Here is a 26375-nt window from a genome sequence, read left to right as displayed (position 1 = left end):
CTTGTTTTGCGATTGCTGCGCAATCGAGCGGGAGCAAGCTCCCTCGCCACAAAAGCTCAAAAGCTCAAAAGCTCAAAAGCTCAAAAGCTCGAAAGCTCAAAAGCTCGAAAGCTACAAAAAAGGAGCGGTTTATTTAGGATAAAGCGGCGGCAATCCCGAATCACCGGCCGAATCCAGCGCCCCTTCGGTGGGCGGGATGGTGCGAATGGCCCGCCACAGGTCTTCGCCTTGCCAATGCTGGCCGGTTTCGCTGTAGAGCGCGCCGTTGAGGCCGTCGAGGGCGTCGGACAACGGCACGAACCGCGCGGCCATGTCGGCCAGGGTTTCCGGTTGCTGCCGGGCCCAGGCGTCCAGGGCCTGGCGGGTGGCGTGTGGATCGTTGGCCAGGCAGGCGCGCTTGAGGTCGTCCAGCAGAGTGCGCGGGCTCGGCCCGGCCTGGGTCGAGCGCAGGATGGCCGGTTGCCAACGGGCGCGCCACCACAAGCCAAAGCCGAGCAGTGTCGTGCAAGCCAGGATGAAAGTGCTCAGTTGCCAATACCACAGGGTCTCGCTGTCGACCGTCGTCACGATCTGCGCCGTACCCGCCGGCGTATCCACCATCAGGTTTGGGTTGTTCGCCACTTGCAGGGTCCGCGCCGGCAGGCTGGTGCGGTCCAGGTGGTCTTCCAGGGTGTTCCACCAGACCACTTCCACCGGTGGCAATTCGATGGTGCCGCTGCGGTTGGGCACCAGCGCCTCGCGGTCTTCGCGGCTGCCCACCAGCCCGCGTTCACTGCTGCGGCTGCTGAGTACCGGCTGGTCCGGATAGCGCCGCAAGCCATTGATCTCGGTGGCCGGGAGGGGCGGCAACTGGGCACTGGCCAGGCCTTCGGCTTCCAGGGTCAGGCTGCGGGTCAGGGAATCGCCGACCTGGCTGTGAGTCGGTTCGGGGCTCCAGCTCTCGCTCAAGGACAGACTGCGTGCTGGCAGCCAGGGCACATCGGCTGGGTAGCTGGCGGGCTTGGGGTTGACGGTCAGCCGCAGTTGCTCGGAACTGACGCGCATCAGTTGGCCGGGTTTCGGCCCCGAAGGCACCGCGTCCTGGGCCACCGGCTCGACCAGGGTGGCGCTGAAGGTCTGGGCCGGAATCGTCAGTTCACCGCTGCGCTGCGGGTAGATGCCGTAGCGCAGTTCGATCACGCCGTGGCGCACATCGTTGATGACCTTTTCATAAGTGCGCGATTCGCCCAGTTGTTCGGTGCGAGCATCGGGGATGTGCAACGGCGTCAGGCTGCTGTCGTCGTACAGCGACACCGAATGGTAGATGCGCAGGGTCAGGATCGCCTGGGCCTGCACGTACACGTGGGTCTGGTCGAGACTGGCCTCGATGAACACCGGCGCCAGGGTCCCCGATGCGTTGCGGGTTTCGCTTTCGATCACTTGCAAGGTGATCGGCTGGCTGGTCACCTCGCCCAGTTGCAGCGGGGGAATGATCACGGTGCCGCTCTGGCGTGGCAGCAGGGTAATGATCCAGCGGGTGGTGGCGCGGTTCTCACCGTCGAGGGTCGTCAACTGGTTGACCTGGCGGGTGCCGCGCACGTCGAACAGGGCCTGGAGCGGGCCGAGGTCGGGTTTGCCGAACAACGTGGCATCGTTGGATTCCAGGGTCAGTTCCACCGTTTCCCCGGAGTTCAGGCGGCTGCGATCGACACTGGCAGTCAGCTGTGCAGCCTGGGTTCCAGAGGCCCAGAGCAGCAAGATGAGTAGGTAGGCGGTGAAGCGGGTCATGGGGTTTTTCCCTGGGCCTGATGGCTTTGCTGTTCATACCAGAATTTACGCCTGAGCAGCTCGCCAGGATTGTCCGGGATCTGGCGCAGCCATTGTTCCAGGGCCTGGCGTTGTTCTTCTTCATTGCGCTGGCCGGCGGCGGGGCGCAGCGGCGGGGTGGTGGTCTGCTCGTCCGGTAGCTCGCTGCCCGGTACATCCTGGGCGGTGGGCGGTTGTGCCGTTCGCGGGGGCTGGGATTCGTCCGGCGTCGCGGTTGCCTCGGAGGAGGGCTGCCCCGGTTCGGAAGACTGGCTGGGTGAATCGGCATCCGGCGCTTGCTCGGCGGGGCCCGGTTCCTTGCTTTCGTCGGGCTTGGGTTCTTGCGCCGGCGGTGCCTGCTCGTTCAACAGGCTCTGCACCAGAGCCCTGTTGGTCTGGGCAGGGCGCAGGTCGGGCTGCAACTCCAGGGCTTGCTCATAGGCATCCAGCGCTGCTTCCAGTTCACCGCTGCGGGCCAGGGCGTTGCCACGATTGTAGTGCGCGCGGGCGTCGTTGCCTTCGGCGAAGCGCCGGGCGGCTTCGCTGTATTGGCCAGCTTCGTACAGGGCAACACCTTGCCACTGGCTGTCCTCGAAATGCGCGGCGGCCTCGGCGGGGCGTTTTTGCTTGAGTAAGTGCTGGCCCTGTTGGTCGGCGCGCAACCACAGGTCCTGGAATTCGAAGGCGTGGCCAGTCTGCGGCAACACGAACAGCAACGGCAGGCAGAACAGCCAGCCTCGCCGCCCGGCGCAGGCGGCTAGCAGCAACAGGGGCAGGAGCAGCCAATAGCCCTGGTCGGCCCAGGTGTCCAGGCGCAACGTTTGCCCATCGCTGCGCAGGTGGCGAGGACCGTCCAGCAGGCCCAGGCCACGCAGGTCGCTATCGTCCAGCCGCGCCGGCCGGTAGCGGCCGTCCAACTCGTTGGCGAAGGCCTTGAGGGCCGGGCTGTCCAACCGTGGCACCAGGATCGCACCCTGGGCATCCTTGAGGTAACTGCCATCTTCCTGGGCCACCGGTGCGCCTTCCCGGGTACCGATACCCAGCATCAGCCATTGGGTGGCGGAACCATCCAGTACCTGGCGAATGCCTGCACGTTCCTGCTCGTTCAGCGACGAGCCGATCAGCAGGATCCGGCCGTGGCCGAGCTCACCCTGATCTAGCAGGGCCATGGCCTTGTGGACCGCCAGGTCGGCACGATGACCGCCTTGGGGCATGATCGACGGGGCGAGGGCTTCGAGCAGGTTGGCGCTGGTGGACAGGTCGTCGGACAGCGGCACCAGCGTGTGGGCGCTGCCGGCATAGACGATGATCGCGGTCTGGGCATCGCTGCGGTTGTGCAGCAGGTCCAGGACCTTGCGCCGGGCTTGTTCCAGGCGCGTGGGCGGGACATCGGTGGCGAGCATTTCCGGGGTCAGTTCCAGTACCACCACCAGCGGGTCGGCGGGTTTCTGGCTGGTCTGTTCGACCCGCGCCCAGCTCGGCCCCAGCAACGCCAGCACGATCAACAGCCAACCCAGGCCCAGGGCAATCCATGGCAACCGGCTTTCACGGCCGCTGCCACCGCTGAGCAGCACGGCATGGAAGGCCGGCGGCAGGATCATCTGCCAGCGGCCCACCCGTTTCTGTCGATGCCACAGTTGCCAGAGCAACCAGCCCAGCAACGGCAGCAGCAACACGAACCAGGGGCGCAGCCAGTGTGGCCAGAGGGCGATCATCGACGCCTCCGCAAGCGCAGGCGCTTGAGCCGCTGGCGCCACTCGGTGTGTTGGGCCGGCTGGAACAGCGGCTGGTTGAACAGGCGCTGCAACGGATTGTCCGGCCAGCGCGCCCGGGCCACCAGCAACATGCTCAGCAGCAGGGCCACGGCCAGGGGCCAGTGATACAGCGCCAGGGCCGGGCGGGCCTGGGTCGGTTGCTGGGTCACCGGTTCGAGCTGGTCGAGGGTGGTCTTGATCGCCAACAATTGCTCACCGTCCTGGGCCCGAAAATAGCGGCCGCCGGTAGCCTGGGCAATGTCCTTGAGGGTCGCTTCGTCGAGGTCCAGGCTCGGGTTGACACCGAGAAAGCCTGCCGTGCCGCTTTGTTCCGGGTCGGCACCGATGCCGATCGGGTAGATTTTCACGCCTTCATCGGCGGCCAGACGCGCGGCGGTCAGCGGATCGATTTCGCCGCCGTTGTTGGCACCGTCGGTAACCAGGATCAGTACGCGACTGTGGGCCGGCCGCTGGCGCAGGCGCTTGAGGGCCAGGCCAATGGCGTCGCCGATGGCGGTATTCTTGCCGGCAATGCCGATGCGCGCCTCATCGAGCCAATGGCGCACGGTGCGCCGGTCGAAAGTCAGCGGTGCCTGCAAGTAGGCCTGGCTGCCGAACAGGATCAGGCCGACCCGGTCACCTTCGCGCCCTTCGAGAAAGTCCCCGAGCATATGCTGGACCAGCGCGAGGCGACTGACTTCTTCGTCTTTCCACTGCATGTCGGGAAAGTCCATGGAGCCCGAGACATCCACCGCCACCAACAGATCACGGCCGCTGGCGGCAATGGGCAACGGCTCCCCCAGCCACTGCGGTCGTGCCGCGGCGATCAGCAACAGCAGCCAAAGCAGGATAAAGGGCGCCTGTTGCCGCCAGGTCGGCAGATTGGCCCGGGCTCGACGGCCCACCAGGCCTTCCAGGTCCCCAAGGAAGCTGACCTTGAGCGCCGGCTCGCCACTGTCGGCCGCCGGCAGCACCAGGCGCATCAGCCAGGGCAGCGGCAACAGGGCGAACACCCACGGCCAGGCGAACTCAAACATGTTTGCGGATCCAGATTTCGACCGCCTGGGTCAGGCCGGCGATGGCTTTGTCATCGAGCTTGCATTCGGGCTTGTAGGCGCCTTCCACCAGTACCATCCAGCGCGTCAGGCCGGCGGCCGGGCAACGGTTATCCAGGAAGGCCAGCCATTTACGCCCGTTGAGGGTGTGGCTCTGGCTGTAGGGATAATGGTTGCGACACAGGCGCTTGAGCAGTCCGTTGAGCTGTTGCAGCCAGGCACCGGCCGGTGCGCCGTCGTAGGGCTTGGGCAGCCGGGCGAGTTCGGCCAGGGCGGCCAGGCGCACCGGGTCCAGGGGTTGTTCGCTACGGACGGTGGTGCGCTGGGTCGGAATGAACCGGCGCAATTGCCACAGCCCCAGACCCAGCAACGGCAATACCACCAGCAGCAACCACCAGCCTGGCGCGGGCGGCCAGAAACCAATGGGGGGCGGTGCCATCAGCGGCTGCAATTGATCCAGATTGCTCATCGGCTTTTCCCGGCCCGCTTGGGGTTCAGGTATTCACGCAGTTGTTCGACCATGTCGCCCTGGGTACTCAAGGGCATCATCAGGATCCGCAGTTTCTGCGTCAGCAGTTCCCAGCGCTCCTGGCGCGCCTCGGCCTGGGCGCGATAGGCCTGGCGCAGTTCGAAATTCAGGGTGTCGAGCTCCAACTGTGAACCACGTTGGGCGAAACGCAACAGGCCGGCGGCGGGCAGGGCATGGTCCAGTGGGTCCGACAACGGCAACAGCAGCAGGTCGCAATGGCGAGACAGCAGGCTCAGTTGCTGCTCGGCGCTGTCGGACAACGCACGCTCGTCGCAAATCACGATCACCAGGCTGCCGGGCCGCAGCACTTCCCGGGCCCGGCGCAGGGCGATGCCGAACGAGTCGCGGTCCGGCTCGCCCTCGGTGTGCAGTGACTGATTGACCCGCACCAGCCGGTTGAGCAATTGCAACAGGCTCTGTTTGCTGCGCCGCGGTTTGACCTCGTAATGGGTGTTATTGCCGAACACCAGGCCGCCGACCCGGTCATTGTGTCCCAGCGCGGCCCAGCCGATCAGGCTGGCGGCCTGGGCGGCGAGCACCGATTTGAACATCAGCCCCGAGCCGAAGAACAGCCGGTGGCTTTGCTCGATCATGATGAAGATCGGTCGCTCGCGTTCTTCGTGGAACAGTTTGGTATGCGGCTCCTGGGTCCGGGCGGTGACACGCCAGTCAATGGTGCGCACATCGTCGCCGGCCTGGTAGACCCGTACCTGGTCGAAGTCCACCCCGCGTCCGCGCAGCTTGGAGTGATGCAGGCCGATCAACGGGCTGCGCTGGCCCGGTGTCGAGAACAACTGCACCTCGCGCACGCGATGGCGCATCTCGATCAGCTCCGAAAGGCTGACGCGGATGCCCGGTGCGGGCGTCAGTGGGTTATTCATGACTCATGCTCAAGCGACAGCGACGACGTCGAGAATCCGCTGCACGACCCGGTCCTGGTCGATGCCGGCGGCTTCGGCTTCGAACGACAGGATGATGCGATGGCGCAGCACGTCGAACAGCACGGCCTGGATATCTTCCGGGCTGACAAAGTCGCGTCCGGCCAGCCAGGCATGGGCACGGGCGCAGCGGTCCAGGGCAATGGAGCCCCGCGGGCTGGCGCCGTAGGCGATCCACTCGGCCATTTCCGGATCGAACTTGGCCGGGTTGCGGGTGGCCATGATCAGTTGCACCAGGTACTCCTCCACGGCGTCGGCCATGTACAAACCGAGGATTTCCTTGCGCGCCGAGAAAATCGCCTGCTGGCTCACGCGGCGTTCGGGCTTGGTCTCGCCGTTCAGCGCTTCACCCCGGGCCTGCTGGAGAATGCGGCGTTCCACCGTGGCATCGGGAAAGCCGATCTTGACGTGCATCAGGAACCGGTCGAGCTGGGCTTCGGGCAGCGGGTAGGTGCCTTCCTGCTCGATCGGGTTCTGCGTGGCCATCACCAGGAACAGTGGCGACAGTTCATAGGTACTGCGCCCGACGCTGACCTGGCGCTCGGCCATGGCTTCGAGCAAGGCCGACTGGACCTTGGCCGGGGCGCGGTTGATTTCGTCCGCCAGCACCAGGTTGTGAAAGATCGGCCCTTGCTGGAACACGAAGCTGCCGGTCTCCGGGCGATAGATTTCCGTGCCGGTGATGTCGGCGGGCAGCAGGTCGGGGGTGAACTGGATGCGATGGAATTGCGCTTCGATGCCCTCGGCCAGCTCTTTGATGGCCTTGGTCTTGGCCAGCCCAGGCGCGCCTTCCACCAGCATGTGGCCGTCGGCGAGCAGGGCGATGAGCAGGCGCTCGATGAGTTTTTCCTGGCCGAGAATCTGCGTTGAAAGAAAGGTTCGCAGCGCCAGCAGCGCTTCACGATGTTCCATCGATGACTGTTCCTGGAAAGGGTGGCCCAGGCGTTCGGATAACGCCGGGGCTGGGGGCGTTACTTTAATGCATGGCGGGGGGTGGCGACTAACGGGATTTTGATCGGCCGTGTGAATTGTGATCGGCTTGGAAGCATTGTGGGGGTGAGTTTGCTCCCGCTTGAGTTGCAAAGTACACACAAAATGGGGGGGTGTTTATCCGGACGTAGGAGTGCTCTGGAACAGGCTACGTGGTCTTGCGCCATTGCCTACAACTGCGCCAGAATCCGCCGGCTTGTGCGCTTGGGGGGCAGGTTCTATCGTTTCCGGGTTGCTGATGAATCAGCGATCGGGTTTGGTAGCCCGGCTCTCCACATGACGCAAGCGTCACTTGTTACAAGTGCATCTCAGCATTTGTATTGATGGTGGCCATGCGTAGGGCGCTCTCGAGCGCGCCGGAGTTCATGTGGGCCGGTCTACCAACCTTCGTATGGCCGCCACCCTCGTTTGGTAGCGAGGTGGTGGTTCTCCTATCCCACATGAGGTTCTATTTATGTTCAAAGCTACCCCCAATCCCCCGGACACCGATCCGGCCTCACCGCGTCCAAAAACCAAGTCCCCAAAACACGACGAAGTCACCGACCGAGTCCTCGACCATTACCTAAACCCCAAACCGGGCAAACCCGAAGCAGAACCTGCCCCCGGCCAACTCTTCACCGTCAACAAAGACATCGACACCGAAAGCTTGCTTGCCAACCTCAGCGAAACCCTGGCTTCGGCCAATGCCCTGGCCAATGATCTGGCTTTCGACCTGGACGGTTCACGCCGGCATTTCCTCCTGGGCATTCAGCAACTGATCGAACTGGGCAGCCTGCTGGCGAACCGTGCACTGGACAACATCGAAACCCGTCAGTCGACATAGCCCCCGTGGCGAGGGAGCTTGCTCCCGCTGGGCTGCGCAGCAGCCCCAAACAGAGCCGGCGCGGTTCCCCATACATACCGCGCCCGCCGGGCCTGCGACTGCTGCCCAGTCGAACGGGAGCAAGCTCCCTCGCCACAAGGGACTTGTGTCATTCCTTAAATACTGGGCAAACCGCAAAACCTTGGGAGCGAGCCTGCTTCGGCGGCGATCCGACGATGACGGCAGCAGATCCAGCACCTTATTTCGCTAGTTCTGCGTCCGAATCTCATCCACCAGAAGCTTGACTGCTGGCCTGTCGACCAGCTCCCGCCATGGACCATCCTCCACAATTGCCCCGTCATGCATCACAATGACTCGGTCAAACCGATGCAGGTGGTCAACGTCATGGGTGACACATATCAACCCCTGCCCGGCAAAAACGTCGAATAACAGGTCCCAAAGAGGCGTGGTCAGCCTGGGTTCGATGGATGCGCTTGGCTCGTCGAACATATTGAATTTTCCGGGCTTGTTGATCAGGCGCAGCAGGGATAGGCGTTTGGCTTCGCCTCCGGAGATATTCGATGCATTCTCGCTGACCTGCCGTGTTGTCACGATCTCATCCAGTTCCAATTGCCGTATGGCTCTAGACAAAATCGGCGATGCGCTGCCTCCGAACAGAACCGATTGTTCAAAAGAGCCTTCCAGAAACCGCGGTTGTTGGGGGCAGTATCTCAAGGCGTCCAAGTGAGCTTGACCGGACAAAAGTGAGACCGGTACCGAGTCGATACTTAGTTGGTCTCGCTTTGAGGCATCAAGCCCGGCGAGAACTTCCAAAAAAGTGGTTTTGCCTGCGCCGCTAGGGCCCGTAACAGCCACTGACTGCCCTTGAGCAAATGCCAGGGAGCGCTTGATCGACAGGCGAAGCGGTCCCGTTCCTGCCACTTCGCAGGGGCCGAGTTCCAGAACCGAGGGCCGCTGGAAATCAACCCAGGCCAGCCGATTGCTGCGATCGAAATCCGGGAGTGATAGCAGGCCCTGAAATTGACGCTGGTCTGCAAGGAACTGATCAAGAACACGATACCCTTCAGTCAAGGTTGAAATACTGAGCAGATAACTCCCCGCGATTGAAAAAATGGCAACCAGCTGTCCGACACTGATACTGGGATGACCCGAAAGTTGGTCCACGACGCCCCAGTAGAGCAATCCCCCAGTGGAAAGGCTTACGAACAGTATCTTGGCGGTGGTCAGTAGGCCGCCAGATGATGCCGTAGTCACCGCAGCGTTGGCATAACGTCCGAACGCCGCGTTCAACGGGCGCAGGGCAGTAGGTATGGCTCTTTCCAGTTTTATGATTTTTCCAGCGTTGAGGGTGTTGTAGAGGTGGGCACTTAACTCATCTTCCTGTTCATTGACTGCATCGATGTACTTTCTCCGCCATTTGATAATTTGATGGGTGGCAGCCAGATAGATAACTCCGAGCGCCGTCATGCTCAAAAAGATTTCACCGCCACCTATATAAATAAAAGCAGTCCCAACAACTATGAATTCCAATAGTACGGGAAGCGCAATGGTCACAAGGAAAGTGAGTAGTTGTTCGTGTGCAGTAATTCCGCGCTCGACCGATTTTATGAAGTGGCCGATTCTCCAAGAGTTGAATAACGAAAACTCTTTGCCTATGAGTTCGGTGATCCACTCAATGGAAGCGTTCATGATAATGCTTTGTACCAACTTAGATAGCGCATGGAGCTGCAGAGGAGTGATGATGGCATGAATGCACCCCGCGACAATCAGACCTGTCGTCAGTGCGAGCAGAGTGTTGGATGCTGGGTTTCTGTTGCCTTGCAGGGTGTCGATGATGGTTCCGAGTAACAGTGGAGGGGCAAGTGTGATGAGTTTGAGTGCAATGATTGTGGCTATAGTCATTGCTAGAAGTCTTGTGTGTGTTTTATAGGCGTTTTTTATCATTGCCCGGATACTATGCATGTACTCGCTCCTGGTTGCTTTGTGTTCGATAATTCAACCGCGTAATACGTACTGTGGCACCACCAAGCGACCGTTTCTAATGATATTGAAGCGCTCAAGTCCTGGAATATAAATTTGAGTGACGATGCTGTTGCTTGAAAAGCGGGCTACGGTTCGGCGGAATATTTTCATTCCAGTGTTTGATAGGTTTTTTTGCAGCGTTTCTAGTTGTGCGGAAACTGTTGTAGAGTTGATGTGTGCAGGGGCGTCAATTGTAGGGAGTGTTGCTGTTGTGACGGGTGCGAAGTCAATCAAGTGTTTCAGGTGTCTTGATTTAGATAGTAGATCAAAGGTTTCTCTATCTATGGATTCTTCAGCGGCATCATATAAGTCCTCGGACTGGAATTGTTCAGTAACTGCCCTTTGGATTGCAGTATGGATTTCAAGCGAGCATCCGGAGCCAATGGGTGAAAGATGGTGAGCTCCAGGGCCCGCTTTGGGAAAAGCCACTGCAAAATAAACTGACAGCACGTCCTTGATAATGATCACTTGCAGTCTGTTCGCTGACGCCAAGGCAGCGGGGTGGCTCCTCAGCGCTGTTTTGAAGCAACGCGGCAGAAGGTGTGTATAGTTCCATTGCCGGACCGAGGCCACAGACAGTCATGTAGAAAAGAGACAGGATATGCCTCTCGATTGTTTCGTGGGCACCATGTAATAGTGCTTCGTTCTCTGTGCAACCAAAAGCAATTCCTGAGTTTGATGAGTAGCGAGATAGAAAGCGCAGTGCGGAATTCGAATCTTTGTGGATGTTTTGCGTCGTTTTAGGGCATAGAAGGACGCACGGCGCGAATAGTTCTTCATTGTTGTTGAGCGAGGTAAGTCGAAAGCATTCGATTAAATTTTCTGTGTGAGGCAGGCTGGTAAAAATTCCATCTTCTGTAACTGCTTTTTGGGTAGCTATTTTGTCGGAACGGTATCGTATAGGAGCACCAGTAAGAGGCTGGAACGTGCTGAAGTGTTCAATGCTTTCTGCCAGTGCGCCTATTAGTGAATCTGGTCCCTTGCCTGCTCCCGACTCAACGAGGTTATCGTTGTCATCAAACAGCTCGGCCGTTGCTACTAGCTTGGATGGTGTCGTATACCGTGTTACTGCACTGAGGCCCAGTGTATGCAGCGTGGACATGATATTGAATAGCGCTTCGGTGGGTGATAGTTCTCGTTCTGACATATGGATCTCCATTAAAGGATGCCGAAAGGAGATCCTTCCGGCATCTGTTCGCCGATAATTAATCGGTCACTGGCTTAGATGGTCAGCGACGTAAAAAAATCGGCCTCTGTTGCGAGGAGGTCTTTAGAAAGGCCTAATGCCTGCGGTAGGCCAAAGAAGGTGTTATTTATTTCAGAGCGTTTCCTACCCATGTCGATTTACTCCAATGTAGTTAATGGGCGTCGCGAGGCGAGCGCCCAACTTGCGTTTGTTCGCAAGTGATTAATTAATAGCATTGGGGTGGGGTGAAGGCTATTGCGCGACTTCCGAGGCTGACGTAGGTTCGTTCTTGCCGTTGAGTAGGAGGGGGGTGTAGGAATGTAACTGTTTTGTTGAAAGTGTGGTTTCTCTCTACTATTCTCGCCGTTTGGGATGTTTATATTATTTTAAGTAAGGATCAAAAAGATAATCTGACAGCGGTGTTTCAAGGCGGGTGTGCTCGGAAAGTTTGTGTTGCGTGCACATTCAAATGAACGCAGTTGCCATCGCGATCTTGCTTGCGATGGCATATTAAAAGGCGGCCTATGTCAGCCCCGCCACGCCCCCGCATTCACCAGATTCACCGGCCGTTCCCCCGCCAACGCCGCCAACAGATTGTCCACCGCACAACGCGCCATCGCTTCCCGGGTCTCGTGGGTGGCCGAGCCCATGTGCGGCGTCGCGACCACGTTGTCCATCTGCAACAGCGGCGAATCCGCACTCAAGGGTTCGCGCTCGAACACATCCAGCCCCGCGCCACGGATCTGCTGGTTGCGCAGGGCCTCGATCAGTGCCGCTTCATCCACCACTTTGCCCCGGGAGATGTTGATGAAGATACTCTCGGGACGCATCTGCGCGAACGCTTGGGCGCCGATCAGCCCGTGGGTCTCGGCTGTGAGCGGCAAGGTCAGGCAGATGAAATCCGCCTGCCGCAACAGCGTTTCGAGGCTGCAATAACGGGCGCCGAACCGCTGCTCGACCGCGGGTTTGGGGGAGTGGCTGTGGTAGAGCACTGGCATGCCGAAGCCGAAGTGCCCGCGCTGGGCCAGGGCTTCGCCGATGCGCCCCATGCCGATGATGCCCAGGGTCTTGCCATGGACATCGGTGCCGAAATGCCGGGGGCCGATGCTCTGTTGCCAGCCACCTTCGCGGACCAGGTTGGCCAGCTCCACCACGCGCCTGGCGGTTGCCAGGATCAATGCGAAACCGGTGTCCGCAGTGGTTTCGGTCAGCACGTCCGGCGTGTTGCTGAGCAGGATCCGGCGTTCGGTGAGGTAGTCGATGTCGTAGTTATCGACCCCCACCGAGACGCTGGCGATGGCTTGCAGGTTTGGCGCCAGGTCGAGCAGCGCCGCATCCAGCCTGAGGCTGGCGCCCAGCAGGCCATGGGCCGTGGGGAGGGTCTCGCGCAGTTGCGCCAGGCCCTGGGCATCGAGGCGTTCGATGTGCGTGACTTGGGCCTGGGCTTGCAGGCGAGCCATCAACTGAGCTGACAGCGTTTTGTACAACACCACGTGCTTTTTCATGGGGCGGGTCTCGATTCAGGAACGGGCGGGCGCCGGGTGTGGCGTCGCGGGGTGGGAGGCGGTCCGGTCGCTGGCGCCGGGCTTGAGGGCGAGGGTCAGCACCACCGAGAGCAACAACGCGCCGCTCATCAGCAGGAAGGACATGCCGGGGGAACCGGTAGTGCCGTTGAGGTAGCCCACCAGGTACGAACCGCCGAACGAGCCCAGCGCGCCCATGCTGTTGATCAACGCCATGGCGCCGCCAGCGACATTGGCCGGGAGGATTTCCGGAACGATGGCGAAGAACGGACCGTACGGCGCATACATGCAAGCACCGGCGACCACCAGCAAGCCATAGGACCACCAGAAGTGCTCGGCCCCCAGCAGGTAGGAGGCGTAGAACGCGATGGCGGCGACCAGCAGCGGCGGCCAGACGAAACGTTTGCGCTTCTGGACCTTGTCCGAGGCCCAGGACACCACCAGCATGGCGATTACCGCCGCCAGGTACGGCAGGGACGACAGCCACCCGGCCTCGACCATGTTCATCTGCAGGCCGGCCTTGAGGATCGACGGCAACCACAGCACAAACCCGTAGACGCCGATGCTCCAGCAGAAAAACTGCAACGCCAGGATGATCACCTTGGGCGAGCGGAAGGCCTCGGCGTAGTTCTTCACTGCCTTGATGCCGACCTGTTCGGCCGCCAGGGCACTTTCCAGATCGTGCTTTTCCTGGTCGCTGAGCCACTTGGCCTGGGCCGGACGGTCATCGGCCAGGCGCCACCAGATAAAGGCCCAGAGCACTGCCGGCAGGCCCTCGATGATGAACATCCAGCGCCAGTCGAACTGCTGCACCAGGTAACCCGAGACCACGGACATCCACAGCATGGTCACCGGGTTGCCGAGGATCAGGAAGGTATTGGCACGCGAGCGTTCGGCCCGGGTGAACCAGTGGCAAAGGTACACCAGCATCGCCGGCATCACCGCGGCCTCGACCACCCCAAGCATGAAGCGGATCACGATTAGCCAGTAGGCATTGGCGACCACGCCCGTCAGGGTCGCCAGCGAGCCCCAGAGGATCAGGCTGACGAAGATCAGCTTCTTCACGCTGTGCTTCTGTGCGTAGATCGCCCCCGGGACCTGGAAGAAAAAGTAGCCGAGGAAAAACAGCGCGCCCAGCAGCGACGAGAGCCCCGGGGTGATCATCAGATCCTCGGCCATGCCCGAGGCGGCGGCGAATCCATAGTTGGCCCGGTCCAGGTAGGCCAGGCTGTAGGTGATGAAGACGATGGGCATGATGTACCACCAGCGGCGGGTGGCGAGGTTGAGCGTTTGCATGTCGTTGACTCCTGAGCTTGTTGTTTTTGTTGCAGCAGGTGTGTGGTGGTTTCCATCGCGAGCAAGCTCGCTCCCACAGGCGTTAACTCAATCCCATGTGGGAGCGAGCTTGCTCGCGATCAGCGGTTTCAAATTCAGCCAATAACTCAAGGCGCGTCGGCAACCCTTCCATATCCCCACGGTTTTGCACCGCGCGGCTGCCTATCCAGTTGGCGCGCCGCACGGCCTCGGTAATGGCGTGGCCTTCGAGCAATGCACTGATCAAGCCGACGGCGAAGCCATCACCGGCGCCGACGGTGTCTACCACCTGGGCCACCGGTACGCCGGGGACGACGCCCTGGTCCAGCGGCGTGCGGTAATAGGCACCGTCCGCGCCGAGCTTGATCACGACGATTTCGGCGCCTTGGTCCAGGTAGAACGCGGCGATGTCGGCCGGGTCGTCGAAGCCGGTCAGCAGCCGGCCTTCGCCGAGCCCCGGCAGGACCCAGTGGGCGAGGGCGGCGAGGCGATTGATTTCAGTGATCATCGTCGACTCGCTGCCCCACAGGCTCGGCCTCAGGTTGGGGTCGAACGACAGGCTGCGACCGGCCTCGCGCATGCGGCTCATCAGTTCAAAGGACATCTCGCGGGCCATGTCCGACAGCGCCGGGACGATGCCGGTGGCGTGCAAGTGACGGGCGTCAAGCAGCGCTGGCGCGATGGCGTCGATCGATAGATGACTGGCCGCCGAACCGCGACGGAAATACTCGACTTGCGGGTCGCTGCCATCGTCGCTACGGGATTTGAACTGGAACCCGGTGGGGTGGGCTGGATCGACCGTCACGTGGCGACAATCCAGGCCTTCGTTTTCCAGCGTCTGCACCACGAAGCGTCCCAGGGAGTCAGCACCGACCCGGCTCAGCCACGCCACTTTGAAGCCCAGTCGCGACAGACCGATGGCCACGTTGCTGTCGGCCCCGGCGATGCGCTTGTGGAACTGCTCGACACTGGCCAGGTCACCGCACTGGTCGGCCACCAGCATCGCCATGGTTTCGCCGAACGACAACACATCGAACTCAGGCATGGGCAGGCTCCCGGCGCGATTGCCCGAGGTGGGCAAGGGTGGCGACATGGCCAGCGGTCAATTGCATCAAGTCATCGCCTTGCAGCGGGTATTCGGCGGCGCGCATTACACCGGCGGGCATGTGTTTGAGCAACTGTTCCCACAGGTGCAGGTCGGTCATGGCTGGAGGCACCGCGACCAGTTTGCCGTCGGCGCGCCTGGCCACGGCCTTGCAATGCACATAAGCGACATACCGTCCGAGCTGTCGGGCGGCCACGGCGGCCGATTGGTCCTGCCATTGCCAGTTGCCGATGTCGAAGGTCATGCCGATGGGCAATGTCTGCTGCTCTACGGCGGTGAAGAAACGTTGCAACGGTTCGATCCGCCCACCTTGCAAGGTCTGGTCGTTTTCCACCAACAACTGCACCGGGCTCGTGGCAAGTACGTGGGCCAGTGCCGACAGGTCATTGGAGTCGGTGAAGTGCCCGAGAGAGACTTTCAGCCACGCCGAGCCGAATGCTTCGCAGCGTTGCAGGGCAACGGCCAGGGCGGGGTTGGGCCTGGACTGGCCGGCGAGCCACAGCTCCAGCGGCGACGAGAAAATACTCTGCAGTCCCTGGGCACGGGCGCGAGCGGCCAGCTCGGCGGGTTGTTCGGTGGTGAGCAATTCTTCGCGCCATTCAATGCGCGAGGCCCCGGCGGCGGCCAGCAGGTCGATGAAGCTGCCTTGGCCGTGTTGCCGTACCATGTCGGCGCCGTAGCTGGAAAGGCTGATGGAGACGGGTGGGTTGTGCATTGTTTTTATACCTCTGAAACCGGTTTCAGTTTTGTCCAAAAAAAAGGTTGTGCCTGAGGGGGCTATCGCGAGCAGGCTCGCTCCCATAGGGGACTTCCAGTGGCGCAGATCCAGTGTGGGAGCGAGCCTGCTCGCGATAGGGGCTCATCACCGACCATTTCCCCGCGTCGACCCACGCTCGATCAGCCGCGCCGCAAAATCCAGGGTTCGCACCGGCCCGTTATCGCCGCGCAAACGCTTGAGCAAACACTCGAACGCGCTGGCGCCGATCTCGGCCGTCGGTTGGGCCAGGGCGGTGATGCCGCTGCCCACCAGTGGGTACCAATCCAGGTCATCGAGGGCGATCAGGCCTACGTCGTCGAACAAGTGGCAACCCAGGTCGCGCAATATCGTCGTGGCGGTCAGCGCGGCAATGCCATTGGCACAGAACAGTGCCTTGGGGCCTTGGCTCGGCTGGTCCAGGAAGGCCTTGATGCGTGCGGTCAATTGGTCGCAGGTTTCCACCACGGCGCCGGTCAGGGCAGGGCGTCGCTCGATGCCGGCCTTGAAACTCTCGACCCGCTCGATTCGCGAACTGGTGCCATCGAACGGCTCGGTCACCAGCAAAAGATCACGGTAGCCCCGTTGTTCGAGGTGATCGAGGGCCATCTCGATGGCGGCCGGGTTGTCGAGGCCGACCAGATCGCTGTCGAGCCGATCGACCTTGCGATCCACCAGCACCAGAGGCATTTCGCTGCGCAGTTCAAACAGTTCGTCGCGGTGATGCCCCAGGGTGTTCACGATCAGCCCTTCGATGTTGTAGGCGCGCAGCAACGCCAGGTGCTGGCGTTCCTGCTCGTCATCGCGGTCGGTGTTGCACACCACCAGGCTGTAGCCATGGCGCCGGCAGGCGGTTTCCACGCCATGCATCACGGCAATCGAATAAGGGTTGCGGATATCGGCCACCAACATGCCGATCAGGCGTGTGCGCCCACGCTTGAGGCCGCGGGCCATCTGGTTGGGGCGGTAGCCCAGCTCGCTGATGGCCTGCTCGATACGCCGGGCAATAGCCTCGGAGAGCAGGGCGCGGTCCTCGCCGATGAAACGCGAGACACTGGCCTTGGAAACCCCGGCACGTTCGGCGACGTCAAGCATGGTTACGCGGCTGCGCTGGGCGGCGGAGAAAGAATTCACGGATTGAAACCTGCTTATTGGATTTATTAGTGGCTCTGAAACCGGTTTCAGGAAACATCAGAATGCGGTCGGTCGTCAAGGGCGACGTGTCAGAGGCACGACCGGCGGTGGTTCGCTTCAGTCGAACAGGGGCGACGATCCATCAGGGCTGGGCCATCCAGGCGATTTGCAGCGGGCCAGGCTGTGTGGTTAGCTGCCTGCCTTCCTCAGCGCCTTGACTGCCGAAATCACTATGAACTTTACCCAGCCTCGTTTGCGATTGCTGTCGATACTGAGTGTGACCTTGTTGGTGGTGGGCTGTGCGTCCTACTACCTGTTTCGCCACAGCGGGGCGCCGGCAGATGAAGGTTTCGCCGCCGAGCAACTGAACGAAGGGGGTATGGAAGACATCGGCACGCTGGCACCGCCCGAGGTGGAAAAACGCCTCAATTACTTGATTCAGGACACCGGTGAAACCCTCAGGTCCCTGGAACTGATCAGTGACGCCCAACTGAGTCTGACCCTGTCGACGACTGAGCCTGCTGACGAGCAGCCATTGCAATACGAGCCGCTGTTTGTCCCATTCACCAGTGCGCAACTGAAAGCTGAACTGGCGACGATCCAGGGCCTGCGTTTTGCCCAGAGGTTATTCGCCGACGGTTCCGAAGTGAGGCTCGACACCAGCAGCCTTGATCCGCTCTGGAAACGCGCCGCTACGCCGGATGAGCCGGCGGCCGAGCAGTACCTGCCGCAGCGCCTGCGGTTTCGCGATGGCAGCGAAAAAACCTTCGCCGATCTCAAGGCGCCGCCCAAGGTCGAGTCCGACGACGTGATCTCGTCCCATGACACTTTCCCGCTCTCGGTCAACAAACCCTTGGCGAGTCTCGGCCTGACGGTCGCTTACCGCAGCTATCCGGCGTTCAAGAAAGTGGTGCTGGACAAGGATCACCCGAAAGTGACCCTGGACGACGGTCAGTCCTTCCAGCTCACTGCCCTGGGTGATGACAGCGCGTCCGTGCGGTTGAGTACACCGAAATTGTCGACCTTCGTGGTTCAGGGGCTGGATGATGCGGGCAGGGCGCTCTACAGCCACGGTAACAACTCCCGGGCGTTTCCCTCCGATGGCGATATCGCGGCGTTGCAGGGTTATTACAACGCGCTGCTCCAGACCAAGGACGATCTCGAGCAGCTCAAGACCGGCCAGGCGGTACAACAGCAACTGGAGCGCCTGACCGAGGCGCTGGCCGCTCAGGTGGGGCCGTTGAAAAACACCGAGGTCGACTATCAATTCGAGGCCACCCCGCAACGTATCGTCATCCATGTGCTCGATCCGATGGAAGACAACTCCGTGGAGTTCACCCAGGTCGACAACGTCCTTGCAGCACAAACGCGTTACATCGCCCTGGACCGGAACGCCGAGCGCTACGGCTTCATCGACCAGGCCGGCCAGTGGTTGATCAAGCCCCGTTGGGTGCAGGTGCAAGATAGCCAGATGGCCGATACCTACACGTTGTTTTCCCCGGAAAAGTCCAGCGACCCGAATTCGGAGTGGCAGGCGTTGCGCAGCCAGCTCGCCTATTTTCCTGCCGGCAGCAACAAGCTCGTGGACCTGCCGTTCGAATACATCACCGAGGCGTTGAGCAATGGCCTGCTGTTGGTGGAGCGGGAAACCAACGGACCTTATGGGCTCTACGATGCCAAGGGGCATCGTTTCATATTGCCGATGAAATTCGTCAACCCCACCGTGACTGGCAACGTATTCATCGCCCGTCTCGGCAAACGAACCGATGTCATGGAAGGCCTCTACGGCGCCTATACCCTGGACGGCAAGGAAATCCTGCCGGCGCAGTTCTCAGGCATCGAGCACAGCGAGGGTTTGCTCTACGCCAGCTCTGCCGACCGGAGTCGTCAGGACGTTTTCGACCTGGACGGTAAACGGATCAACCTGCAGGGTGACAACGTGATAGGCCGGTTTGTCGGGCAACAACCGCTGTTGGTGCAGGACGCTAAAAGCAGGAAATTCGCTTTTATCGACCGCCAGGGTGAGCGGCTACCCATCAAGTTGCCGTATGACGAGGTGACGCCGTTTTCCAATGGCATGGCGGTGGTGGGACGCGAGGGTAGCTACGGAGCCATCGACCTGGCGGGCAGATTGCAGGTCCCGCTGGATTACGTCCAGATCAGCGCGTTCCAGACCCGTTACGCCGCGGCCATCCCGGCCGGTGGTGGTTCCGGGCTGGTCTTGATCAGCCAGGACAACAAGGTGACCAAGGAACTGGGATCCTACACCAGCATGAAGGTGCCGGATAACGGCAATGAGGCCCGTTACTACGTGAGGGATCCGAGTAACAGTGACGAGTATCTGGTCTATGACGCCGATGGCAATCTCGTGCAGAAAGACGAATAAGAGCTGGCGCACTGATCCTGTGGCCAGGGGATTTATCCCCGTTGGGCTGCGAAGCGGCCCTCGAACCGGGCAACTCAGCGTGCCAGGAAGATTGAATTCACTGCTTTAGGGCTGCTGCGCAGCCCAGCGGGGATAAATCCCCTCGCCACAGGGAGCGGTCGCCTTGGGAGTCAGAGCTGGCTTACATAGGTCCCCGTTCCCTTGAGGATGTTCTGCAACGTCAGTTCCACCTCCGCCAAATCCGCCACATCGGTGTTGTGAGTGATCTCCAGCACGTCATCCCCATTCAGCGCATCGGCGTCCGCCGCGGCGATTTCGATCTTCAGCAGGGTCGGGCTCAGCGTCACCTTCACGCCGTCAAGTGTCGAAGGCTCGCCGTCAAGGGCGATTTCCAGTTCGTCTTCATCGGGGTAGCGCGTCATCAGGAACATTTCGCCCTGGGCGCTATGGCAGCAGAGCATGGCCATGTTGTCCTCTTCGTCGTCGCATGGGTTGGCGATCAGAAGGGTGGTGGTCATTTGCATGGTGATGGCTCCTGGCTCGATGAGCCCTGCGGGTACGAAAAAGGGGATTTTGCCAGCCTGGAAGAATTTCTGCTGGGTTACCTGGATCCCGGACGATTTCACGCTGCCAGGTGCCGTTTGTCCCTCGGGCTGCTAGGGTTGTTCGAGGCGTACCGCTAGCCGATGACCGAATATGTCGCAGCGCTGCAAGCAGGCAGGTTGTCGCACTCGTTAAGCTGCGCAACGGATGTGCACCTGCAAAGGCCACCCCAGGGTGTGTTTTGCAGGTGTCCATGACATGAAATTACATGGAAAAGGATGTGACCTGCAGGTCCCGTCCAGCTTCACCCACCTGTCATCCTGTTTCCTCTGCCCGAGAATCAGGAACGGGATGGCCGACAGCCCCGCAGGGGTGGGGTTGCACGCGACGCTTCAATCAATAACAAGCCCAAGCGGAGTACCACAGATGGCGTTCTTCACCGCAGCCAGCAAAGCCGACTTCCAGCACCAACTGCAAGCGGCACTGGCGCAGCACATCAGTGAACAGGCACTGCCACAAGTGGCGCTGTTCGCTGAACAATTCTTCGGCATCATTTCCCTCGATGAACTTACCCAGCGCCGGTTGTCCGACCTTGCCGGCTGCACCCTGTCTGCCTGGCGCCTGCTTGAGCGCTTCGATCACACGCAACCGCAGGTGCGCGTCTACAACCCCGATTACGAACGCCATGGCTGGCAGTCGACCCACACGGCCGTGGAAGTGCTGCACCACGACTTGCCGTTCCTGGTGGACTCGGTCCGCACCGAGTTGAACCGTCGCGGCTACAGCATCCACACCCTGCAAACCACCGTGCTGAGCGTGCGTCGCGGCAGCAAGGGCGAGTTGCTGGAAATCCTGCCAAAAGGCACCCAGGGCGACGGCATCCTGCAAGAGTCGTTGATGTACCTGGAGATCGACCGTTGCGCCAACGCCGCCGAACTCAACGTCCTGAGCAAGGAACTTGAGCAAGTGCTGGGCGAAGTGCGCGTGGCCGTGGCTGACTTCGAACCGATGAAAGCCAAGGTCCAGGAAATCCTCGACAGCCTGGACAGCAGCGCCTACGCCATCGACGCTGAGGAAAAGAGCGAGATCAAGAGCTTCCTGGAATGGCTGGTGGGTAACCACTTCACTTTCCTGGGCTATGAAGAGTTCGTGGTTCGCGACGAGGCCGACGGCGGCCACATCGAGTACAACCCCGATTCGTTCCTGGGCCTGACCAAATTGCTGCGCGCCGGCCTGACTGCCGAAGACCTGCGCATCGAAGACTACGCCGTCAATTACCTGCGCGAACCGACGCTGCTGTCGTTCGCCAAGGCCGCGCACCCGAGCCGCGTGCACCGTCCGGCCTACCCGGACTACGTGTCGATCCGTGAGATCGACGCCGACGGCAAGGTCATCAAGGAATGTCGCTTCATGGGCCTGTACACCTCTTCGGTGTATGGCGAGAGCGTGCGGGTCATCCCGTACATCCGCCGCAAGGTCGCGGAAATCGAGCGTCGTTCGGGCTTCCAGGCCAAGGCGCACCTGGGCAAGGAACTCGCCCAGGTGGTCGAAGTGCTGCCCCGTGACGACCTGTTCCAGACCCCGGTGGACGAGCTGTTCAGCACCGTCATGTCCATCGTGCAGATCCAGGAACGCAACAAGATCCGCGTGTTCCTGCGCAAAGACCCGTATGGCCGTTTCTGCTACTGCCTGGCCTACGTGCCACGTGACATCTATTCCACCGAAGTGCGCCAGAAGATCCAGCAAGTGCTGATGGATCGCCTGAAGGCCTCGGACTGCGAGTTCTGGACCTTCTTCTCCGAGTCCGTGCTGGCCCGCGTGCAGTTGATCCTGCGGGTGGACCCGAAGAACCGCATCGACATCGACCCGTTGCTGCTGGAAAAAGAAGTCGTGCAGGCTTGCCGCAGCTGGAAGGACGACTACGCCAGCCTCGTCGTCGAGAGCTTCGGCGAAGCCCAGGGCACCAACGTGCTGTCGGATTTCCCGAAAGGCTTCCCGGCCGGCTACCGTGAGCGTTTTGCCGCGCACTCGGCCGTGGTCGACATGCAGCACCTGCTGAGCCTGAGCGAAAAAAATCCGCTGGTGATGAGCTTCTACCAGCCGCTGGGCCAGGTATCCGGCCAGCGCGAGCTGCACTGCAAGCTGTATCACGCCGACACGCCACTGGCGTTGTCCGACGTGCTGCCGATCCTGGAAAACCTCGGCCTGCGCGTGCTGGGCGAGTTCCCGTACCGCCTGCGCCACACCAATGGTCGCGAGTTCTGGATTCATGATTTCGCGTTCACCGCCGCCGAAGGCCTGGACCTGGACATCCAGCAACTCAACGACACCTTGCAGGACGCCTTCGTCCACATCGTGCGTGGCGATGCCGAGAACGATGCGTTCAACCGCCTGGTGCTGACCGCCGGCCTGCCATGGCGCGACGTGGCGTTGCTGCGTGCCTACGCCCGTTACCTGAAGCAGATCCGCCTGGGCTTCGACCTGGGTTACATCGCCAGTACCCTGAACAACCACACCGACATCGCTCGCGAATTGACCCGGTTGTTCAAGACCCGCTTCTACCTGGCGCGCAAACTCAGCGGCGACGACCTGGAAGACAAGCAACTGCGCCTGGAACAAGCGATCCTCTCGGCCCTGGACGACGTCCAGGTGCTCAACGAAGACCGCATCCTGCGTCGCTACCTGGACCTGATCAAGGCCACCCTGCGGACCAACTTCTACCAGACCGATGCCAACGGCCAGAACAAGTCCTACTTCAGCTTCAAGTTCAACCCGCACCTGATCCCAGAACTGCCGAAACCGGTGCCCAAGTTCGAGATCTTCGTCTACTCGCCACGGGTCGAAGGCGTGCACCTGCGCTTTGGCAACGTTGCCCGCGGTGGCCTGCGCTGGTCCGACCGTGAAGAGGACTACCGCACCGAAGTGCTGGGCCTGGTAAAAGCCCAGCAAGTGAAGAACTCGGTGATCGTGCCGGTGGGCGCCAAGGGTGGTTTCCTGCCACGTCGCCTGCCGCTGGGCGGCAGCCGGGACGAGATCGCGGCCGAGGGCATCGCCTGCTACCGCATCTTCATCTCGGGCCTGTTGGACATCACCGACAACCTCAAGGACGGCGCACTGGTACCACCGGCCAACGTCGTGCGGCATGACGACGATGACCCGTACCTGGTGGTGGCGGCGGACAAGGGCACTGCGACCTTCTCCGACATCGCCAACGGCATCGCCATCGACTACGGCTTCTGGCTGGGCGATGCGTTCGCCTCCGGCGGTTCGGCCGGCTACGACCACAAGAAAATGGGCATCACCGCCAAGGGCGCGTGGGTGGGCGTGCAACGTCACTTCCGCGAGCGTGGCATCAATGTCCAGGAAGACAGCATCACCGTGGTGGGCGTTGGCGACATGGCCGGCGACGTGTTCGGCAACGGCTTGTTGATGTCCGACAAGCTGCAACTGGTCGCGGCTTTCAACCACCTGCACATCTTCATCGACCCGAACCCGGAGCCGGCCAGCAGCTTCGCCGAGCGCAAGCGCCTGTTCGACCTGCCGCGTTCGGCCTGGACCGACTACGACACCAGCATCATGTCCGAAGGCGGCGGCATCTTCTCGCGCAGCGCGAAAAGCATCGCCATCTCGCCACAGATGAAGGAACGCTTCGACATCCAGGCTGACAAGCTGACTCCGACCGAGCTGCTTAACGCCTTGCTCAAGGCGCCGGTGGACCTGTTGTGGAACGGCGGTATCGGTACCTACGTCAAGGCCAGCACTGAAAGCCACGCCGATGTCGGCGACAAGGCCAACGATGCACTGCGGGTGAACGGCAACGAACTGCGCTGCAAGGTCGTGGGCGAGGGCGGTAACCTGGGCATGACCCAACTGGGTCGCGTCGAATTCGGCCTCAATGGCGGCGGTTCCAACACCGACTTCATCGACAACGCGGGCGGCGTGGACTGCTCCGACCACGAAGTGAACATCAAGATCCTGCTCAACGAAGTGGTGCAGGCCGGTGACATGACCGACAAGCAACGCAACCAGTTGCTGGCGAGCATGACCGACGAAGTCGGTGGCCTGGTGTTGGGCAACAACTACAAGCAGACCCAGGCCCTGTCCCTGGCGGCGCGCCGTGCCTTCGTGCGGATCGCCGAATACAAGCGCCTGATGAACGACCTGGAAGCCCGGGGCAAGCTGGACCGCGCCATCGAGTTCCTGCCGACCGAAGAACAGCTGGCCGAACGTGTCGCGGCGGGCCACGGCCTGACCCGTGCCGAACTGTCGGTGCTGATCTCCTACAGCAAGATCGACCTCAAGGAAGCGCTGCTCAACTCCCTGGTGCCGGACGACGATTACCTGACCCGTGACATGGAGACCGCGTTCCCGCCGACGCTGGTGAGCAAGTTCTCCGAAGCCATGCGTCGCCACCGCCTGAAGCGCGAGATCGTCAGTACCCAGATCGCCAACGACCTGGTCAACCACATGGGCATCACCTTCGTTCAGCGGCTCAAGGAGTCTACGGGCATGAGCCCGGCGAACGTGGCGGGTGCTTATGTGATCGTGCGCGATATCTTCCATCTCCCGCACTGGTTCCGCCAGATCGAAGCCCTGGACCACCAGGTTTCCGCTGATGTGCAACTGGAGCTGATGGACGAGCTGATGCGCCTGGGGCGTCGCGCCACGCGCTGGTTCTTGCGCAGCCGTCGCAACGAGCAGAACGCTGCCCGTGACGTCGCGCACTTCGGTCCGCACCTGGCGGCGTTGGGCCTCAAGCTCGACGAATTGCTGGAAGGCCCGACCCGCGAAGGCTGGCAGACCCGCTACCAGGCCTACGTCGCCGCCGGCGTGCCAGAGTTGCTGGCGCGCATGGTCGCCGGCACCACGCACCTGTACACCTTGCTGCCGATCATCGAGGCGTCCGACGTGACTGGGCAGAACGCCGCCGATGTGGCCAAGGCCTACTTCGCCGTGGGCAGCGCCCTGGACATTACCTGGTACCTGCAACAGATCAGCGCCTTGCCGGTGGAAAACAACTGGCAGGCACTGGCCCGTGAAGCGTTCCGCGATGACGTCGACTGGCAGCAACGGGCGATCACCATCTCGGTCCTGCAAGAGGGGGATGGCGCCCAGGACGTGGAAACCCGCCTGGCGCTGTGGCTCGAGCAGCATCACGACATGGTCGAGCGCTGGCGTGCCATGCTGGTGGACATCCGTGCCGCCAGCGCCACTGACTACGCCATGTACGCGGTCGCCAACCGCGAACTGCTGGACGTTGCGATGAGTGGTCAGGCGGTCTTGACGGCCAACTGATCCGGTGTTGAATGAAAAAGCCCCGCATTGAGAGATGCGGGGTTTTTTTATTGGTGCGGTTGCTCCTTAGGTAAAAATACTCTGTGGGAGCAAAGCTTGCTCGCGATAGCGTTGGATCAACAGTATTGATGTAACTGACCGACTGCTATCGCGAGCAAGCTTTGCTCCCACAGAGGCGCAGCGGTGTGGCTGGTTAGTTTTTCAGCGGAATCAACACCGCTTCATCCTCACCCATCACCATGAACACCAGCAGCTTCGCCGGTTGGCTCGCGCTGGCATTCTTCGAAACCAGGTGCTCGGACCCCGCCGCTTCGTACCAGAACTCCCCGGCCTTGTAGGTCGTCGCCGACTCGCCCTTGACCTGGGAGGTGATAGCGCCTTCGAGCACATAGGCCATGGCCGTGCCTTCATGTTTGTGGGCGATGGACGCCTGGCCGGGGGCATAGTTGACGGTCAGCATCATGGCTTTTTTACCGGGAACGTTTTTCAGCATCTGCTCCTGCAACACCTGGACCTTCTCCGAAGGCGCCGCTTCGTGGGCGTAGGTCTGGGTAATGGGCAGCAGGCTGAGGATGGCGATCAGACAAAGTGTTTTCATGAAGGTACGACCTGTGTGGTTTCGAGTGATTTCGCGCTGTCGCGGCGATGGATTCACCCTAAGCCCAGAGGTGGGGCGAGCAAACGTCCAATCTTTCGGAAGGTGGGTAGACCAATTGGCTGGGCTACAAATGGATGTGAGCAGGCGAGCTTTTTGTGGCGAGGGGGGATTTATCCCCGTTCGAGTGCGCAGCACTCGCCAGATCCGTCGCCGATAGGAAGATTTTGGGGCTGCTGCGCAGCCCAGCGGGGATAAATCCCCCTCGCCACAACTTGGCTAGGCAGGAATGAAGTTGTGAGTCTCAGACAACCGGAAAACTATTGAAATCCACGCTTCGGGCCAGGCGATTGTCGATCAGGCTGATGAAGCCTTGCACTTCCGGGCAGTTGAAATGGGCCTGCATGGCCGCTTCCGATTGCCAGCGGGCGCTGACGTTCCAGCGGTCGCCATCGTCCGGGCAACGGTCGACCATGTACGCATCGCACCCCGGCTGTGCACGCAGGGTTTCGACGATTTGCTGCAACTGCCGGCCCAGTTCTTCCGAGCGACCGGCGGCGGCTTGCACCTGTACGGTATTGATCACTTGGCGAGACATTGTTCAGGCTCCTGAATCAAGTCGGAGGGGTTTGCTCAACATCAAT

General features: G+C 61.1%; 20 protein-coding genes. 3 read left to right on the top strand and 17 right to left on the bottom strand.

Features of this window, described 5'->3' with window-relative positions:
- Window positions 1-129: 129 nt before the first annotated feature.
- Genes GN234_RS05450 through GN234_RS05425 form a run of 6 tightly spaced genes read right to left on the bottom strand, consistent with a single transcriptional unit; the run spans window position 130 to window position 6973 of the window.
- Entirely contained in the window at window positions 130-1767 is a 1638-nt protein-coding gene (locus GN234_RS05450; RefSeq protein WP_176688034.1) for a BatD family protein, read from the bottom strand.
- Window positions 1764-3500 (bottom strand): tetratricopeptide repeat protein, encoded by a 1737-nt coding sequence (locus GN234_RS05445; protein ID WP_176688033.1) that lies wholly within the window; start codon window positions 3498-3500, stop codon window positions 1764-1766. The genes GN234_RS05450 and GN234_RS05445 overlap by 4 nt, the downstream gene beginning before the upstream one ends.
- A complete protein-coding gene (locus GN234_RS05440; RefSeq protein ID WP_109756069.1) occupies window positions 3497-4576 on the bottom strand; it encodes a vWA domain-containing protein in 1080 nt (359 codons plus the stop codon). Before GN234_RS05440 ends, GN234_RS05445 begins: the two co-directional genes overlap by 4 nt.
- Window positions 4569-5063, bottom strand: a complete 495-nt coding sequence (locus GN234_RS05435; protein ID WP_109756070.1) for a DUF4381 domain-containing protein — start codon at window positions 5061-5063, stop codon at window positions 4569-4571. Before GN234_RS05435 ends, GN234_RS05440 begins: the two co-directional genes overlap by 8 nt.
- Window positions 5060-6004: a DUF58 domain-containing protein gene (locus tag GN234_RS05430; protein ID WP_109756071.1), complete on the bottom strand. Its 945-nt coding sequence runs from the start codon at window positions 6002-6004 to the stop codon at window positions 5060-5062. The genes GN234_RS05435 and GN234_RS05430 overlap by 4 nt, the downstream gene beginning before the upstream one ends.
- A gap of 9 nt (window positions 6005-6013) precedes the next feature.
- Window positions 6014-6973, bottom strand: coding sequence for an AAA family ATPase (locus GN234_RS05425; protein WP_109756072.1), 960 nt, complete (start codon window positions 6971-6973; stop codon window positions 6014-6016).
- 532 nt (window positions 6974-7505) lie between these two features.
- On the opposite strand from GN234_RS05425, the gene GN234_RS05420 reads away from it, so the two are divergent.
- Entirely contained in the window at window positions 7506-7874 is a 369-nt protein-coding gene (locus GN234_RS05420; protein ID WP_176688032.1) for a DUF6124 family protein, read from the top strand.
- 246 nt (window positions 7875-8120) lie between these two features.
- Here GN234_RS05420 and GN234_RS05415 read toward each other — a convergent pair whose 3' ends face one another.
- The 8 genes from GN234_RS05415 to GN234_RS05380 form a co-directional block, all read right to left on the bottom strand.
- Complete coding sequence (locus GN234_RS05415; RefSeq protein WP_176688031.1) at window positions 8121-9836, bottom strand: ATP-binding cassette domain-containing protein; 1716 nt, start codon at window positions 9834-9836, stop codon at window positions 8121-8123.
- A gap of 33 nt (window positions 9837-9869) precedes the next feature.
- Window positions 9870-10364 carry a YcaO-like family protein gene (locus GN234_RS30130; RefSeq protein ID WP_267904890.1) on the bottom strand — a complete coding sequence of 165 codons (495 nt, stop codon included), beginning with the start codon at window positions 10362-10364 and terminating at the stop codon, window positions 9870-9872.
- The gene (locus tag GN234_RS29990; protein ID WP_267904904.1) at window positions 10258-10998 is read right to left on the bottom strand and encodes a YcaO-like family protein; all 741 of its coding nucleotides are present in this window, start codon (window positions 10996-10998) and stop codon (window positions 10258-10260) included. Before GN234_RS29990 ends, GN234_RS30130 begins: the two co-directional genes overlap by 107 nt.
- A gap of 611 nt (window positions 10999-11609) precedes the next feature.
- Window positions 11610-12587 carry a 2-hydroxyacid dehydrogenase gene (locus tag GN234_RS05400; RefSeq protein ID WP_176688028.1) on the bottom strand — a complete coding sequence of 326 codons (978 nt, stop codon included), beginning with the start codon at window positions 12585-12587 and terminating at the stop codon, window positions 11610-11612.
- A 15-nt stretch (window positions 12588-12602) separates the two neighbouring features.
- Window positions 12603-13901 carry an MFS transporter gene (locus tag GN234_RS05395; protein WP_176688027.1) on the bottom strand — a complete coding sequence of 433 codons (1299 nt, stop codon included), beginning with the start codon at window positions 13899-13901 and terminating at the stop codon, window positions 12603-12605.
- An 82-nt stretch (window positions 13902-13983) separates the two neighbouring features.
- Window positions 13984-14964 (bottom strand): sugar kinase, encoded by a 981-nt coding sequence (locus GN234_RS05390; protein WP_176688026.1) that lies wholly within the window; start codon window positions 14962-14964, stop codon window positions 13984-13986.
- A complete protein-coding gene (locus GN234_RS05385; RefSeq protein ID WP_176688025.1) occupies window positions 14957-15739 on the bottom strand; it encodes a sugar phosphate isomerase/epimerase family protein in 783 nt (260 codons plus the stop codon). The genes GN234_RS05390 and GN234_RS05385 overlap by 8 nt, the downstream gene beginning before the upstream one ends.
- Window positions 15740-15886: 147 nt before the next feature.
- Window positions 15887-16912, bottom strand: coding sequence for a LacI family DNA-binding transcriptional regulator (locus tag GN234_RS05380; RefSeq protein WP_176688024.1), 1026 nt, complete (start codon window positions 16910-16912; stop codon window positions 15887-15889).
- Between the two features lie 232 nt (window positions 16913-17144).
- Between GN234_RS05380 and GN234_RS05375 the strand changes: the two genes are divergently transcribed.
- Window positions 17145-19298 carry a WG repeat-containing protein gene (locus GN234_RS05375; RefSeq protein WP_176688023.1) on the top strand — a complete coding sequence of 718 codons (2154 nt, stop codon included), beginning with the start codon at window positions 17145-17147 and terminating at the stop codon, window positions 19296-19298.
- 170 nt (window positions 19299-19468) lie between these two features.
- Here the strand turns inward: GN234_RS05375 and GN234_RS05370 are convergent, their stop codons facing one another.
- Window positions 19469-19822, bottom strand: a complete 354-nt coding sequence (locus GN234_RS05370; protein WP_109756080.1) for a hypothetical protein — start codon at window positions 19820-19822, stop codon at window positions 19469-19471.
- Window positions 19823-20267: 445 nt separating this feature from the next.
- Here GN234_RS05370 and GN234_RS05365 point away from each other — a divergent pair, with 445 nt between their 5' ends.
- Window positions 20268-25136, top strand: coding sequence for an NAD-glutamate dehydrogenase (locus GN234_RS05365; RefSeq protein ID WP_109756081.1), 4869 nt, complete (start codon window positions 20268-20270; stop codon window positions 25134-25136).
- Window positions 25137-25329: 193 nt separating this feature from the next.
- On the opposite strand, the gene GN234_RS05360 is transcribed toward GN234_RS05365, so the two are convergent.
- Window positions 25330-25734 carry a cupin domain-containing protein gene (locus tag GN234_RS05360; protein ID WP_163853965.1) on the bottom strand — a complete coding sequence of 135 codons (405 nt, stop codon included), beginning with the start codon at window positions 25732-25734 and terminating at the stop codon, window positions 25330-25332.
- A gap of 301 nt (window positions 25735-26035) precedes the next feature.
- The gene (locus GN234_RS05355) at window positions 26036-26329 is read right to left on the bottom strand and encodes a putative quinol monooxygenase (RefSeq protein WP_092198295.1); all 294 of its coding nucleotides are present in this window, start codon (window positions 26327-26329) and stop codon (window positions 26036-26038) included.
- Window positions 26330-26375 lie beyond the last annotated feature (46 nt).

The sequence above is a fragment of the Pseudomonas bijieensis genome, assembly GCF_013347965.1.
Classification (GTDB): domain Bacteria; phylum Pseudomonadota; class Gammaproteobacteria; order Pseudomonadales; family Pseudomonadaceae; genus Aquipseudomonas; species Aquipseudomonas bijieensis.
The sequence above is the reverse complement of the archived record's forward strand: the minus strand, read 5'-3'. Positions and strand labels throughout refer to the sequence as shown.

What these genes read in the sequence shown, in the direction of transcription:
- GN234_RS05450 (WP_176688034.1), bottom strand. Translation starts at nt 1,767, where the DNA reads ATGACCCGCTTCACCGCCTACCTACTCATCTTGCTGCTCTGGGCCTCT.
- GN234_RS05445 (WP_176688033.1), bottom strand. Translation starts at nt 3,500, where the DNA reads ATGATCGCCCTCTGGCCACACTGGCTGCGCCCCTGGTTCGTGTTGCTG.
- GN234_RS05440 (WP_109756069.1), bottom strand. Translation starts at nt 4,576, where the DNA reads ATGTTTGAGTTCGCCTGGCCGTGGGTGTTCGCCCTGTTGCCGCTGCCC.
- GN234_RS05435 (WP_109756070.1), bottom strand. Translation starts at nt 5,063, where the DNA reads ATGAGCAATCTGGATCAATTGCAGCCGCTGATGGCACCGCCCCCCATT.
- GN234_RS05430 (WP_109756071.1), bottom strand. Translation starts at nt 6,004, where the DNA reads ATGAATAACCCACTGACGCCCGCACCGGGCATCCGCGTCAGCCTTTCG.
- GN234_RS05425 (WP_109756072.1), bottom strand. Translation starts at nt 6,973, where the DNA reads ATGGAACATCGTGAAGCGCTGCTGGCGCTGCGAACCTTTCTTTCAACG.
- GN234_RS05420 (WP_176688032.1), top strand. Translation starts at nt 7,506, where the DNA reads ATGTTCAAAGCTACCCCCAATCCCCCGGACACCGATCCGGCCTCACCG.
- GN234_RS05415 (WP_176688031.1), bottom strand. Translation starts at nt 9,836, where the DNA reads ATGCATAGTATCCGGGCAATGATAAAAAACGCCTATAAAACACACACA.
- GN234_RS29990 (WP_267904904.1), bottom strand. Translation starts at nt 10,998, where the DNA reads ATGTCCACGCTGCATACACTGGGCCTCAGTGCAGTAACACGGTATACG.
- GN234_RS05400 (WP_176688028.1), bottom strand. Translation starts at nt 12,587, where the DNA reads ATGAAAAAGCACGTGGTGTTGTACAAAACGCTGTCAGCTCAGTTGATG.
- GN234_RS05395 (WP_176688027.1), bottom strand. Translation starts at nt 13,901, where the DNA reads ATGCAAACGCTCAACCTCGCCACCCGCCGCTGGTGGTACATCATGCCC.
- GN234_RS05390 (WP_176688026.1), bottom strand. Translation starts at nt 14,964, where the DNA reads ATGCCTGAGTTCGATGTGTTGTCGTTCGGCGAAACCATGGCGATGCTG.
- GN234_RS05385 (WP_176688025.1), bottom strand. Translation starts at nt 15,739, where the DNA reads ATGCACAACCCACCCGTCTCCATCAGCCTTTCCAGCTACGGCGCCGAC.
- GN234_RS05375 (WP_176688023.1), top strand. Translation starts at nt 17,145, where the DNA reads ATGAACTTTACCCAGCCTCGTTTGCGATTGCTGTCGATACTGAGTGTG.
- GN234_RS05370 (WP_109756080.1), bottom strand. Translation starts at nt 19,822, where the DNA reads ATGCAAATGACCACCACCCTTCTGATCGCCAACCCATGCGACGACGAA.
- GN234_RS05365 (WP_109756081.1), top strand. Translation starts at nt 20,268, where the DNA reads ATGGCGTTCTTCACCGCAGCCAGCAAAGCCGACTTCCAGCACCAACTG.
- GN234_RS05360 (WP_163853965.1), bottom strand. Translation starts at nt 25,734, where the DNA reads ATGAAAACACTTTGTCTGATCGCCATCCTCAGCCTGCTGCCCATTACC.
- GN234_RS05355 (WP_092198295.1), bottom strand. Translation starts at nt 26,329, where the DNA reads ATGTCTCGCCAAGTGATCAATACCGTACAGGTGCAAGCCGCCGCCGGT.